This window comes from Leptospira tipperaryensis (genome assembly GCF_001729245.1).
Taxonomy (GTDB): Bacteria; Spirochaetota; Leptospiria; order Leptospirales; family Leptospiraceae; genus Leptospira; species Leptospira tipperaryensis.
On sequence record NZ_CP015217.1, the window covers coordinates 3,817,472 to 3,831,316 of the forward strand.

12 protein-coding genes are annotated in these 13,845 nt (G+C 41.0%); 10 read left to right on the forward strand and 2 right to left on the reverse strand.

Annotated features, from left to right (window positions below; translation table 11 throughout):
- Positions 1 to 4 precede the first annotated feature (4 nt).
- The gene (locus A0128_RS17950) at positions 5 to 2,527 is read right to left on the reverse strand and encodes a penicillin acylase family protein (protein ID WP_069608763.1); all 2,523 of its coding nucleotides are present in this window, start codon (positions 2,525 to 2,527) and stop codon (positions 5 to 7) included.
- A gap of 169 nt (positions 2,528 to 2,696) precedes the next feature.
- Here A0128_RS17950 and A0128_RS17960 point away from each other — a divergent pair, with 169 nt between their 5' ends.
- From A0128_RS17960 to A0128_RS18005, 10 genes are all read left to right on the forward strand, one after another.
- Positions 2,697 to 4,253: a DNA ligase-like domain-containing protein gene (locus A0128_RS17960; RefSeq protein ID WP_156781880.1), complete on the forward strand. Its 1,557-nt coding sequence runs from the start codon at positions 2,697 to 2,699 to the stop codon at positions 4,251 to 4,253.
- 524 nt (positions 4,254 to 4,777) lie between these two features.
- Positions 4,778 to 5,158 (forward strand): 6-carboxytetrahydropterin synthase QueD, encoded by a 381-nt coding sequence (gene queD / locus A0128_RS17965; RefSeq protein WP_069608766.1) that lies wholly within the window; start codon positions 4,778 to 4,780, stop codon positions 5,156 to 5,158.
- Between the two features lie 27 nt (positions 5,159 to 5,185).
- A complete protein-coding gene (gene queC, locus A0128_RS17970; RefSeq protein ID WP_427854354.1) occupies positions 5,186 to 5,890 on the forward strand; it encodes a 7-cyano-7-deazaguanine synthase QueC in 705 nt (234 codons plus the stop codon).
- Positions 5,891 to 5,955: 65 nt separating this feature from the next.
- The gene (locus A0128_RS17975; protein WP_069608768.1) at positions 5,956 to 6,240 is read left to right on the forward strand and encodes an NAD(P) transhydrogenase subunit alpha part 2; all 285 of its coding nucleotides are present in this window, start codon (positions 5,956 to 5,958) and stop codon (positions 6,238 to 6,240) included.
- A gap of 4 nt (positions 6,241 to 6,244) precedes the next feature.
- Complete coding sequence (locus A0128_RS17980; RefSeq protein ID WP_069608769.1) at positions 6,245 to 7,645, forward strand: NAD(P)(+) transhydrogenase (Re/Si-specific) subunit beta; 1,401 nt, start codon at positions 6,245 to 6,247, stop codon at positions 7,643 to 7,645.
- A 751-nt stretch (positions 7,646 to 8,396) separates the two neighbouring features.
- Positions 8,397 to 8,840 carry a hypothetical protein gene (locus A0128_RS17985; RefSeq protein ID WP_069608770.1) on the forward strand — a complete coding sequence of 148 codons (444 nt, stop codon included), beginning with the start codon at positions 8,397 to 8,399 and terminating at the stop codon, positions 8,838 to 8,840.
- A gap of 220 nt (positions 8,841 to 9,060) precedes the next feature.
- On the forward strand, positions 9,061 to 10,029 hold the full coding sequence (locus A0128_RS17990) for a dienelactone hydrolase family protein (protein ID WP_069608771.1): 969 nt from the start codon (positions 9,061 to 9,063) through the stop codon (positions 10,027 to 10,029).
- A gap of 110 nt (positions 10,030 to 10,139) precedes the next feature.
- Positions 10,140 to 11,024, forward strand: a complete 885-nt coding sequence (locus A0128_RS17995; protein WP_245667175.1) for a WGR domain-containing protein — start codon at positions 10,140 to 10,142, stop codon at positions 11,022 to 11,024.
- 274 nt (positions 11,025 to 11,298) lie between these two features.
- The gene (locus A0128_RS18000; protein WP_069608772.1) at positions 11,299 to 11,907 is read left to right on the forward strand and encodes a hypothetical protein; all 609 of its coding nucleotides are present in this window, start codon (positions 11,299 to 11,301) and stop codon (positions 11,905 to 11,907) included.
- A gap of 117 nt (positions 11,908 to 12,024) precedes the next feature.
- The gene (locus A0128_RS18005; RefSeq protein WP_069608773.1) at positions 12,025 to 12,441 is read left to right on the forward strand and encodes a YbaN family protein; all 417 of its coding nucleotides are present in this window, start codon (positions 12,025 to 12,027) and stop codon (positions 12,439 to 12,441) included.
- Positions 12,442 to 12,778: 337 nt separating this feature from the next.
- Here A0128_RS18005 and A0128_RS18010 read toward each other — a convergent pair whose 3' ends face one another.
- Positions 12,779 to 13,843, reverse strand: coding sequence for a tetratricopeptide repeat protein (locus A0128_RS18010; protein WP_069608774.1), 1,065 nt, complete (start codon positions 13,841 to 13,843; stop codon positions 12,779 to 12,781).
- Positions 13,844 to 13,845 lie beyond the last annotated feature (2 nt).

The window sequence follows — 13,845 nt, forward strand, 5'->3', positions numbered from 1 at the left end:
AATTCTATTCCGGAATCAATTTTAATACGTATTTAGAATCTTGTTCGATCTGCGATTGAGTAAAACGGATCGCCCTGTGTTCTCCGTCTAAAAACATTTTGATCTGATCCCCGTAAAAAGGAGAACCTTGGTTTCCTGAATTTCCAGTCGGCAAAACTGACCATGAATTTTCAGGATTGATCAAATCGATAATTCTTCTTTTCGAAGGTCCTACTTTCGGAGTCATCTCAGGATTGATATCCTGTTGTGCCATGACGTTCACGTTTGCTTCTCCCGAATTGATTGAAAAAGGCCCTTGATTGAAAATCAAACCCAAAACAGGAACCTTTCCAATCGGATGTTCAAACGTAATCTTGTGAGCCTTTCCCCATTTCCAGGAAGAAGCGGATCCGCCGTGTTTCTGAGAAAGATAACGAACCGTTTGTTCGAAAGCTCGAATCAAAATCTCTCTTCTTGTTTCCGCGATGCCGGGCGTCGTTAGATCATCCCAAAATGTAGAATCCGGATTAAAAAGAACGGCTTTGTACGCGTTCCAGTGTTCCGCGTTGTGACCATAGATCGCAAGTTCTCTGGAGTCCAACTCATCGGACAAAAGATTGAGCATTACGAATTGATTTAAGGTTTGGAAAATCGTAGCTCCAACGGAGTCTAACGTGTGTTCTCCGTCAAAAGACTTGTAGATATCCAGAGTTTCTCGGAAAACTCCGTTCCATTCTTTCTCTTTTTCCAATTCTCCGGCGATCAAAGGAACAATGCTCCTCGCTGAAAAGGCGTGAACGTCGGTTTGAACTTTCTTAACGTCGTCCACGGACCAACGTTGTCTTTGAGAAAGAAGTTCGTAAATTCTTCTCGCGCGATCGGATTCTTGCCAATAACCTTCCGGTCTTCCGTATCCCTTCAACTCGGTGACGGGAAGATGATTCGCCGTAAGAATGATTCCTTCCGGAGGATTGATCAATTTCGGATTTTCTGAAGCAGGGATATAACCGATCACGTCGTCTTCACCCGAAGCCCCGTCCAAAAATTTTCGCGGATTACTCTTTTTACCTCGGATCGGAAATCTCCCAACGGCCCACCAAGCGATATTCCCTTTTGCATCCGCGTAAGAAACGTTCAAACCGGGAGCCGGAAGAGACGGGACGATAAATGAACATTCTTCCAGAGAAGAACAACGACCCAGACTATAAACCGTATCCAACAAAGGAACTGTAACGTGATGAAAGATCCAGCGAACGGAAATCACAGGGCCTTTGTAACCTTCGATCGGTTTTGAAACGATGGGACCGTGAGAAGTAACTTGAATTTCGATTTCTCTCGCTTCCTCTCCCTTGACTGGAATTTTTTCTTTGAGAATTTGAACCGGAACCCAATTTCCTTTTTCTTTTACAAGATTGGGTTGTGTAGGATGGAGAACTTCCTGATAAAAATCCATGTCGTCGTTTTCCAACATCGTCAAGGCCCAGGCTTTTTTCGCGTTATGCGCGATTAAAGGAAACGGAAGAATCGGAAAATGATACCCATAGGTTTCGTGTTCTCCAACCTTCATGTGAACTTCATACCAGGTTCCAGGATTACTGAATGCGATATGGGGATCGTTGGCTAAAATGGCGCCTCCGGTTGCGGACCTCGAAGGAGCGATCACCCAAGAATTGCTTCCCGTAAAAAGAGGAAGATCTCTCAGAATGGAATCCACTTTTTGAAACGTTTTGGAAACTTCCGAAAAGTCATCGGATTTTTTTTCCGGAGAAGAAAGGGACGCAAGATTCGAAATTGTATTCCTTCGATCTTGTGTGATCGCTTTCGGAGAATACGCCGGTTGATTTTCGAAAATCGAAAACGGATCCTCTTTATCGTGTCTCGGAAATAATTCTGCGACGTTACGATTCGGAAGTTTTTTCTCTAATGTAGAATAGATCGGATCCAATCGAAGGGCTTCCGCAAAAGAAAAAGACAAAAGCGAAAGAGCGCTCAAAACATCCAAACGATCAAATGGTTTCGGTTTGTATCCGAGAACCGTAAACTCGATCGGTAAGGCTTCCGTTTTCAAAAAGAAATTGATTCCTTCTAAAAAAGAATCCAATTCTTTCCAGGCCTGAGGATTACCCTTTGCTCCTTCTTGAAGCATCTTTTCGGCGGTTCTTCTTAAGAGCATTTGCCGCAAGAATGTATCCGCAGGAATCAGGTCCGCGCCTAAAACTTCGGACAACTCCCCTCTTCCTGCTCTTCGGAGAATTTCCATCTGAAACAAACGATCGCTCGCGGTTACGTAACCTAACGCATAGTAGGCGGAATGCGAATCCTCGGATCGAATGTGCGGAACTCCGTAAGAGTCCCGAATGATCGAAACCGGCCTTGTAATTCCGGATACTTTTAATTCTCCGCTCAAACGAGGGGATTTTAAAAATAATAAAAGGGAGAATCCAATCTTCGCAAAAAGGAGAATCGCAAAGATAGACCAGAAAGAACGACGTATCCAAAGAGGAATACGATTCCAAAAGTTTAAAAATTGTAAGCTGAAGTTTCTCATACACTAACCGAATATTTATTTTTTAAAGGGGTTTACTTTTATAAAATCGGATTCTTTGAGCAAGAAAAGTTTTAATCGGTTTTCATTTTTCTGATTCTTTTCCAACCAAAAAAGAATGACTTCTCTTCCATCTGTGCGAAAACGAAACGAATCCAAGTAAGTCAATCCAGTGTTATCTTTTCCCAAATTGATCGAAGAATACAAAGAAGAATCGGATTCCGACCGAAGAAGATATCTCCTAACGTCGTTTCTCTGCCATTGTCCTTTGGAAGAATTGGATCTTGTCTTTGCGTTTCTCGCGGGGAAAAAAGAAAAAGCGATTTTGGAAGAAGATTTGCTCGTGACCTTAGCTTCCGAGTATTTGGACCAACCTCTTTGGATGATTCGATCTGCGATCGAAGAAGTCGGAGAGATTTCGGAAGCGATTTCTCTTTTGACGGGAAATCCTTCTCCTAATTTCGAAACTGAATTTAGAGTCCTTTTAAAAAAAGCGAATCAAATTATCAATTCGAAAGACCAAAGTCGAGAAGTCTTATTTTCAATTTGGAAAACGTTTTCCATCTCGGAAAAAATCTTTTTTCATAAACTTCTTCTTGGAAAACAAAATCTTAAAATACAGGAAACATTCTTAATCGAAATCTTAGCAGACCTTTTCGATTTAGAAACCGGAGTTCTTTTAAACAAATTTCGAAAATCAAAAATCCATTGGAAAACGATTTCGATCGTAGAAATTCTTTCCTCTTGGTTTCCGGATCGAAAACTCGAAAGACTGAACGAAACCGAAATTTTAAAACGAATCGATCCTTCCTTACCCCAAAAACCGCCTCGTCCTTCTTCGTTTTCTGAAAATCGGATCTCCGAGAAAATGTATTTCCTTCTTTGTCCAAAAGGAATTTCGGCTGAAGTGATCCTCTCACCTTCGGAAGTTTTTATTTGGACTAAAGATGGATTTTTATACCCGGAAGAAACTCCTCTTATCTTTCAAGAATTCTCAGAGGTAAAAAGGAATGCGCGCATTCTCGGATGGATTTCTCAAAATCAAAAAGGAGAAAGAATATTCTTATTTTATGATATTCTGAATTATGAGAACGAAAACCTTTCTTCGCAAAGCATAAAAGAGAGAAAAGAAATTTTGGATCTCATTCTCAATCGTAATTTTCAATTCGTTCGTCCGGTAGAATGGAATGGAATTCCGGAAGAAATCGATTCCATAGATTTTCAGAAAAATTTTTTGATAGAAAGTCGAAGTGCGTTTCTTTTTTATCCGGAAGGAAAGTTTTTTTCTGAATTCAAAACTCCGCTCCAAACAATCAAAGCCGTTTTGATTTACGGAAGAAAGGCGATGAACAAGGAAGGTTCTTCTTTTTGGGAGTTGAGTTTCGGAGTTCCGACCCATCTTGCGACCCATAGGGAGCAAGATGCTGAGTTACTTGCGACCCAAGATTCAAATCTAAATACCATCGCGAGAATCTCGGTCGATTCAAAACATTCTTTGTTTTTGGAAATCGATTCTTTTTTTAAAGAGAATACGATCGAAAAAAAGGGGCCGATCCGAGGAGTTCCTACAATCTGGAAAGCGGAACTTTCCTTTCAAAAGCTTCTTCCTTCAAAGAGACATAAGATGGGATTTGTTTTGGAAGACGTAAAGATCCTCGGAAAAATTTCTTCGGAAGAATCCATCGACTCCTTGGATCTACTTTTAAAACTTCGGAATTCTGAAATGTAGGAACTCCTATAATTTATGAATCCAGTTTGATGTACGACTGGAAGAGCCTGATCCGCGAAAGACTTCATCAGTAAGGGTAAGGGGTCGCGAAGAACTCAATATCTCGCTCCCTACGGGTCGCGAGATAAGTCGGAACTCCGAAAAAAATGGAAGCACTGAAATGTTATCATTCTCGATCGCGAAGATCGTCTTCCCGTCAAAAATGTAGGAACTCCTTCCGGAAATTTCTCTTCCAGAACGTTTCACCACTGAGTTACTTGACAGAGACTCGGTTTCCAGTTTTTTGGTCGATATGAACCAGAAAACTGCAAAACTTCTTAACAAATACGCAGAACTTAAGGGCGTAAGCTCAAAACAAATCAAAAGAGAATGGTTGGTTTTGAACGAGCATCAGAAAGATCAAAAAAGACAAGAAATTCTGAAAGAGCTGGTTAAATAAGACCGGCTTTTTCACAGTCTTCTTCTCCTGAACCCGGTAAACTCTTAGATCTTCCAAACGTATTCTTCAACTCGGGCAGGACCTCATGGAAGAAATCGAACTCACTAAAGAATTCCGCTTCGACGCCGCTCACCTTCTTCCCAACGTACCCGACGGCCATAAATGCAAAAGACTTCACGGTCATAGCTTTCGTTTTAAACTTCATCTCAAAGGAAGAATCGATTCTCACACCGGTTGGTTGATCGATTATGCGGAAGTCAGTAAGATCGTAAAACCCCTCATCGAAAATCATCTCGATCACTATTATCTAAACGATGTTCCCGGATTGGAAAATCCGACTTCGGAAAATATTTCTATCTGGCTCTGGAATCATCTCAAACCGCTCCTTCCTCTTTTGTATAAAATCACACTCAACGAAACTTGTACAAGCGCCTGCATCTACGAAGGTCCGAAAAATTCTCACTGAGAGAGGCGAGTTTTGAACTCAGATAAAATTAAGAATCCGAATCGAAAGAAATCCGATTCAAAATTAAAATCTTCCAACAACAAGGCCGTCGTACTTTTATCCGGAGGACTGGATTCTACCACTTGTTTGTATCAGGCGATCGCGGATGGCAAGGAAGTTCAGGCCTTATCCTTCGACTACGGACAGAGACATAGAATCGAATTGACTTATGCGAAAAAGATTACTCGCAAATTAGGAATCCCACATACGATTCAAAAGTTAAAACCGGAATTGTTTTTAGGATCTTCTCTCACTCAAAAGTCGATCAAGGTTCCTAAGAATTCTCTGGGAAAGGATGAAATTCCGAATACGTATGTTCCCGGAAGAAACATCCTCTTTCTTTCTTTTGCCACCTCCCTCGCAGAAGGAACCGGATCGGATTCGATCTATATCGGAGTCAATGCGATGGATTATTCCGGTTATCCGGATTGCAGACCTGAATTTATCAAGATGTTCGAGATGGCAATCCAACTCGGAACCAAAAAAGGAAGCCAAGGTTCTCCTCTCAAAATTATAACCCCTCTACAAAATCTTTCTAAGAAAGAAATCGTTCTCTTGGGAAGTAAATTGAATGTTCCCTTTCATCTCACATTCTCCTGTTATGACCCGCAAAACGGCAAGGCCTGTGGAAGATGCGACGCCTGTCTCTTGAGAAAAAAAGGTTTTCAGGAGACAGGAGTTTCTGAAAAGTGATCCCATCGGTAAACCCGGCCTTTCCATGCTCTTTGGGAAGGAATCTCTGATTAGGAAAAGTTATAATGGAACAGTTCGTAGGTTACCTGACGATCTTCTTATTAGCCGTATTCGTAGGTTTTGAGGTCATCACAAGAATTCCTCCTCTTTTACATACCCCTCTTATGTCAGGTTCCAATGCTATTTCCGGAATCACGATCATTGGGGCGATTTTATCTCTACATTCGGTGAACGGCCCTTTGATCAACATCATTGGATTTGTTGCTATGGTTGCCGCAACCATCAACGTGATCGGTGGATTCTTAGTCACGCACAGAATGTTAGGAATGTTCAAGAAGAAAGAAAAGTAAGAATATGGAAAAATCGATTATCAATTTAATTTATCTTCTCTCCTCCGTTCTTTTTATCGTAGGATTGAAACTTCTTTCTCACCCTAAGACCGCGGTTCGTGGAAACTTCTTAGGCGCAGTGGGAATGTTCTTTGCGATCGCAGCGGCTCTCGTTGAAAAAGGTCTCGCTTACGAATACATCTTAGCGGGATTCATCGTTGGAACTGCAATCGGAGTTTATCTTTCCATAAAAGTTGAGATGACTTCTATGCCTCAACTCGTTGCGGCCCTCAATGGATTCGGAGGTCTTGCTTCCTTTCTTGTCGCAGGTGCGGCGGTGATGGAAGTGATTCATCAAGGAACCAATCTCCAAGTCTTAAAATCGTATCAGTTCACGGTTTCTACTGCGGCCTCCGGAATCATCGGTGCAGTGACTTTAACGGGAAGTTTTGTAGCCTACGGAAAACTCCAAGGACTTCTTTCCGAAAAAGCGGTTCGTTATCCGGGTGATCAACTCGTAAAAATCATTTTCTTCCTCGGTTCTCTCGCGCTCAGTTACTTCGTAGTTATCGAACCTGAAAAGATAGAATGGTATTGGTATGTTGTAGCGGTCGGTTCCGTTTTAGGAATTCTTCTCGTAATGCCGATCGGTGGAGCCGATATGCCGGTTGTAATCGCACTCTTGAATTCTTATTCCGGAATCGCGGCGTCGGCGACAGGATTTGTTCTTGGAAATAACGTTCTGATTATTGCGGGATCTCTTGTAGGAGCGTCCGGAATCATTCTAACACAAATTATGTGTAAGGCGATGAATCGCTCTCTTGCAAACGTTCTCTTCGGAGGGCTCGGTGCGGCCGTTGATACTTCCAAAGGTGGAGAAGACATCTACGCAGGAAAAACCAAAAGTACTTCCGCAGAAGAAGTTGCGATGCTCTTGGATATGGCGCAAAGAGTTGTTATCGTTCCTGGATACGGAATGGCCGTAGCACAAGCTCAGCACGCAGTAAGAGATCTTTATAATCTTCTTACAGAACGAGGAATCGATGTTGAATTTGCGATCCACCCCGTTGCTGGAAGAATGCCCGGTCACATGAACGTTCTTCTCGCAGAAGCCGATATTCCTTACGACAAGATGAAAGAAATGGATGAAATCAATCCCACTTTTGAACAAGTCGACGTAGTGATTGTGAACGGTGCAAACGACGTGGTCAACCCACTTGCAAAAACAGATCCGACCAGCCCAATTGCGGGAATGCCGATTCTGGACGTTGATAAGGCGAAGACCGTAATCGTAATTAAACGAAGTCTGAGTCCAGGATTCGCCGGAGTTCCTAACCCGCTCTTTATCCAGGAAAATACTCTGATGTATTTCCAAGACGGAAAAAAAGCGACTCAAGAAATCGTAGCAGCTCTGAAAGAAACCTAAAAGTTTTCATTCTTTCTAAGAATGTCTCAAAGCCGGGCCGTAAAAAGTCCGGCTTTTTTATTTTGAAGCCGGCAAAAATTCTCAACGTATTACTTCCTGAGCGAATCCAATAGAGAATTATAAAAAAATAATATTCTTACCGCAGCTCGCGACGAGAATTTCTAACGCGGCACCAAACGAATCGAATGCTTTTTAATAAAAATAGAATCAACCCGTTGAAATCGACCTCGCCCATTATTTAGCCACGACAAAACCGATCTTTGACCAAGTTATGACTTCAATCGTCGACACTTGAGCCCTTAGCGTTTTGTTCTCGATTTGAGAATATAAAATTTTCTTTCAAACATTCGGATTCAATTTGTTCACAATCGAAACCGAAGATTCGATATTCCCATAAACAAATCTTTTTGTTTTGAAAATTCTGTCCTTATTTTTCCACAAAGAGCACATAACGTAAATTTTGCAGAGAATTAAACCGAATTCGTATTAAAATAAAACCTCGAAGAGGCTGATATCGTGGCAATACTTTGTCATTTTTCGATGTCGCTTAATAATCAGAGCTCGGAAAGAATATCGAATTGATATCTTGCAAGGGCATAGTCAACCTGGTAGCACAAGCTTACGGTCGATAAACTCGATTGGACCGCCTGTATTCCTGTTTGGCAAGGATATCATCTGAAGTGAAATCAAGTGAAAACGTTGCCGATGATTATGCTAAAAACAAATCCATCATGAAACGAGTGTACAGGTTTTGTCAGACAATATAAGCAAGAAAGAATTTCAAGATTCCATATCAGCAAAAAAATCAAATTTCTATCCGAATCATCCCCTCGAAAATGAGATAGAAACAAAGGTCGAAGAATTAAAAAACCTCGTCTCTCAATTTCACGAGCTCAAACCATTTTTAGAAGAATTAACTTCTCTCCCCTGGAAAGAATATGAAGAAAAGCTTTCACAAGATTATCTCAACAAATTTACTTTTGTAAAAGAAGAATCGATTGAACAAGAAAACTTTTTAGAATCGGAAGAGGACGAACGATTTTCGATTCGAGAACCAAATCAAATTCTAACAAAAGCAAAAGACTCACTCGGTTTGGGAAACGAAGCCTATGCCGCATTGAGCAATTATGTTTCCAATCGAATCGCGCTCGCGATGCAAAAGGGAGTATCGATCGCCTTAAAGAAGAATCTGTAATTCAAATTCTTAAAAATCAAATCGGATCCATTATATCCAAAGAAAGGAAACATTCTCGCGACTGTTTCCAAATAGGGAATGGCTCAAGAAAAGTCAAAATCCAAAATTCTTATCGATCGAGAATACTTCCGGAATTATCCCAATTTTATCCATCTATAATCCAAGAAGAATAATTCGGATTAAAACTGAAATAATTGAAAATCTCTCTGTTATACTTCGCATGAAGTTCCTACAAATTATGATTCTCTTTTATTCCCCTATTCTCTTCTCTTTTAACTGCAAACATACGAAGGATCCAATTCCTTTTCTTTTTCTTCTGGGCGCCATTCAAGCAAACGAGTTTCAAAATATAATCTCCGGACCTGTCCCGATAGATCAAGAAAGCGAACTTACAAATTATAAAGTTCAAATATTCAATTCTACTCAGAATATCATCATTACAGGATACTTTTCAAAACCGAGCGGATTGGGTAAATTCCCACTCATCGTAATGATGCATGGGTGCGGGGGCGCTTATTCTTTCAACGATCCGACGAGAGGAGTCGCATCTCTTTTTACCGAATGGGCGGGACGCGGAAAAAATCTAGGATACGCCACTTTACTCCTCGATAGTTTTACTCCGAGAAACGCGGAACAAAATCAATGCGGGAACGGCTCGGGTGTAGGAACTTCCGAGGTTACGGATCGCCCGACGGATGCATACGCTGCATTGGATTACGTGAGAAGATCCGCGATCATCTTAAATGAGAGAATTGTTTTACTTGGTTGGTCGCATGGGGGAAGCAGCGTCATCTCGACTGTGGATACAAATTCTACACTTCAGTACCGAGTGAAATATCCAAGGCCATTCAAAGGGGTGATTTCCTATTATCCCGGTTGCGGATTGAACAGCGCTTTTGGAGGAATTTCTACGAGCACATATCTGCCTTATACACATATTAAAATTCTCGCGGCTGGGCTCGATCCTCTTTATACGGGCGGTTATTGCGACGACAGAGTCACCCGAGCACAAACGTTAGGCGCAAGCGCCGGAACTAACAATTCGATTGCGATCACGGTATATCCGAATACACATCACAGCTTTGATCAAGCAAAGGTCGTAAATGATCAATTTGACGCCAACGATGTAAACGCCAAACCTCTTGCAGATCAAGAGGCGGTCGATTTCTTTCAATTGCATAACCCTTGAGAATTTTTAAAATTAAAAACGAATTCGAAAAAAATAATTTCATTTTTTTAAAAAAGCTAACAATACATTCTAAAATCTGAATATTACAAACTTAGACAGAGGTTAAAAGTGTGATAAAACGAGAACTCATTTTTCGAGACGAAACATCCGATAAATTTTGGAATTTAGAATCCTCCGGACTTTCTTTTACCGTTACTTTCGGAAAAACAGGAACCGCAGGACAAACACAGACAAAAACTTTCGATTCGGAAGACAAATGTCGGAAGGAAGCGGAAAAATTGATAACCGAAAAACTCAAGAAAGGATACAAAGAAAACACTTCCGTCGATTTTCTTTCGGAATGGAAGTCCACACTCAATTCTAAACCTCCGAAAGAAGCGTTCTTGCATCATTTTTCTTTTCTAATCGAAGCGGAAGAGGATAAAGAAATTCTTAAAAAACTCTCCGAAAACCTGATCTCATTTTCTTTGAATGAGAAAGAGAACGCTCTGATCGCTGAAATCAAAATCGAACATCTTAAAAATGAAAATGCGGAACTGATCTGTCATCCTCCGTTTACAAAAATTCCCGAAAAAGGATTACCGAAGAGTTATGTAAAAACGGTAAAGGTTCACAATGGAATTTATTTCGAAGACTTAGGCGGAGGTTCGATCGGTTTCTTTGGATTAGACGAAAAAGGAAAAATCAACGCTGGAGGTTGGGAACCGGAGGCAATCGAAGAAGGTGATAACGAAGAATTCTTAGAAGCGTTAGAAAACAAAGAGCTTTCCGTGGAAGACGCACCTTGTATAATCGAATTTGGTCAAAACTGGATTTTAAGCGATCCCCTAAAAAAGACAATTCACAAAGAGCCAGCCTATTTGTTTGTGTCTCATGAAGACTGCGAAGTAGTAACTATCAAAAAAGCAAATCAGTTTCTTTTTGGTCCGATTCTTTTACGAGTTCTTGCGCAAAGAATTCTCGATATCGAATTCTTTTCGGAAATTTATTCGTAATAAAGATCCGAGTTCCGTTCGAAATGTATTTTGTGCTTTGTATTTTAGGGAAAAAGAGTTTAACGTTCTATTTTGTTTTTTGCAAAAGAAGATGTTATTTTAAATTTTCGGATTGAGATAAAAGAGCCCTCTTTAAAAAATTTGAGTGTGAAAAAACGATGACTATAAATTCTACTCGGAACGAACTTCAGTTCGGCTTCAAGATTTTTTTTCGAAAAAGTTTTGCGTCATCAACGGTCGACCGAATGCATTTTCCATTGATCAGGAGTATATTATGAAAACAGAATTTTCCATTCGAATCGTGGAAATGGATCCGGAAGCAGGATTTACGGGTCATCTCGTATTGGTTCCCTTGAAAGATCTAACTCCCTTTTCGATCAGTGAAGCCGTCGTTACCTGGACGAGAATTCTTAAAAACGCGGAAGACTTTGTATTCTCCGATCCCATTTTCGAGGACTCGGATCCATGGTTTGGTTTCGGAGTAACGATAGAAGATCGAGTGCTCGACGAACAAGGATTATTCTCTCAAATTTTAGGATCGGATTCTTTAATTGAAACTTCCGTTTCGGAATACATAGAAGCTTTGATTCAATTTAACGAAGAGAACGACGACGAAGGACTTGCTACTCACGAAGAATTGGAAACGGGAACCTACGCAATACTTTGGCTTCTTCAGAGAAGCTTAAAATATCTACCTCTTTACATCCGATATCTAAATTCTTTAGACCTGGACCATACCGTGGCTCAGTTAGACGTTTTGTTTCAACTTGCAAAACAGTATTCTCCCGCCGAGTTGGGGTCGCTCAAAAAATTTGCAAAAGAAAAAGATGCGCAACTCTTAAACGATTGGTTGGAAGCGAATCGCGTTTGGACGGAACAATAAAAAATCCTACGATCGAGAGAATTTATCTAAGGAAGCCATTGGATCCGAAATCGAATTCAGGAATCTCGGTTTTGGAAAAGAATTGAATTGTCAAAAGCTATTTTCATTCTATAGAATATGGAACAGAAAGATTATAGTGACGAGGTTCGGCTTCATCGATCCAAATTGATTCGTTTTTTACTATTTGTCGCGGGTTCCATTTCCTTGGCCTTGGGAATCATTGGGGTCTTTACTCCGATTCTTCCGACTACGCCGTTTTTACTCTTGTCTGCGGCTTGTTACGCAAGAGCCTCTCATCGATTTTACAATTGGCTTATGAACAATCGATATTTCGGATCTTATATCCGTGACTGGAGAATTCATAAGATGATTCCGCTTCGTGCCAAGATCATCGCGATTTCTATGATCTTTATAACGATGGGAACTACTGTTTTCTTTTTCATTCCGATCCTGGCCGTGAAAATTCTTGTTTCACTGATCGGAATTTTGGTTGTTCTTTATTTGATTCGAATTCCGACAAAACGTGAAAGTTGAAGTTTAAGAAAATTCATTGTCGGAATTCCGATAGGAAATCGCTCTTATTTATCGTTGCGTGAAATACGAATCTGTGATAAAGGAAAGTTTCCGAGTTTTTCCCGCCGCCTCTCCCCTCCACCCAAGTTCAGGGTGGGGCGCGCGAACTTGCACGGTAGAATTGTCGGAGTTACGACAAGAAACCGATCTTATTTATCGTTGCGTGAAATACGAATCTGTGATATAGGAAAATCTCCGAGTTTTTTCCGCCACCCGCCCCTCCACCCAAGTTCAGGGTGGGGCGCGCGAACTTTCACGGTAGAATTGTCGGAGTTACGACGAAGGGGAAAGCCGTCTTTCAATACGGAGATCGAGAAGGAAACATGTGGAAAACTTTCGAGTCGTTTTCCTTGAGGAGCTCCGCGATGTCCAAAGCTTCTTGGACCTTTCTTCTTTTATCAGGTTCTTCTTGTAACCAAGAGGTCACAAAGGATTCCAATCTTCTATAATCTTTGATAAAAGAAAGGGAGCGTATGTATTCGATCTTATCTTCTTCTTCCGCGATTCTAAACTGAACTACTTGTTGATACGTCGCCGCGGCCGCGCGATAATTCCCGGTATTGTAATAGGCGTGCGCCAGAAATCGTTTTTCCTGAAACGGAAGTTCTCCGTAAAGATTGTAAATCTTAATCGCTTTTCTATAGTTCTGATGAATGTCCATTACAAGTCTTGCATGGATAAGCATAAATTCTCTGGATTGAAATCCGTCTTTTACAAATTCAACACACTGGGAATACGCGTCCGCCTTGTTCCCCAAAAGAAAATTAGATTTTAAAAGAAGAAGTTTGGCCGCTCTAAAATTCGGTTTTAACTCGATCGCCCTTTCCGCTTCCGCTTTTGCACGAAGATAATTTCCGGTCTCAAAATAAGCGAGAGCAAGATTGATTCTATAGAATGGATTGTAATTGGATAATTCCACCGCTTTCTGAAAATACTCTAAGGACCTCGGCCATTTGTTTCTCTGAACAAAGATCATTCCTAATTGATAGTAAGACGGGTCGTGTCCCGGTTGAATCTGAATCGCTCTCAGAAGAGAATTCTTTGCTTGAGGGTAACGACCCTGCGCATAGAGATAAGAACCTTTGAGGTAGTGATATTCTACCGTATTCTCGTCTAACTTCTTGATTCTTTCTATATTAACGGAAGCTCTTGCGAGATTGTTTGCTCGAATCAGATTGACCGTCTCCGTATTGAGAGCGGTGATTAGAACCCTTCTCCTGGCAGCGTCCGTCGGAGATCCGGAGGAATTCTCCAAGTTCGGACTCGGAGAAACATTTCCCGGCAGATTTTCATCTTCATCATCCGCAAAAAGAATTCCGAAAAAACAAATCGTGAGGAAGAGAAAAAGGAAAAGACGTTTCATAT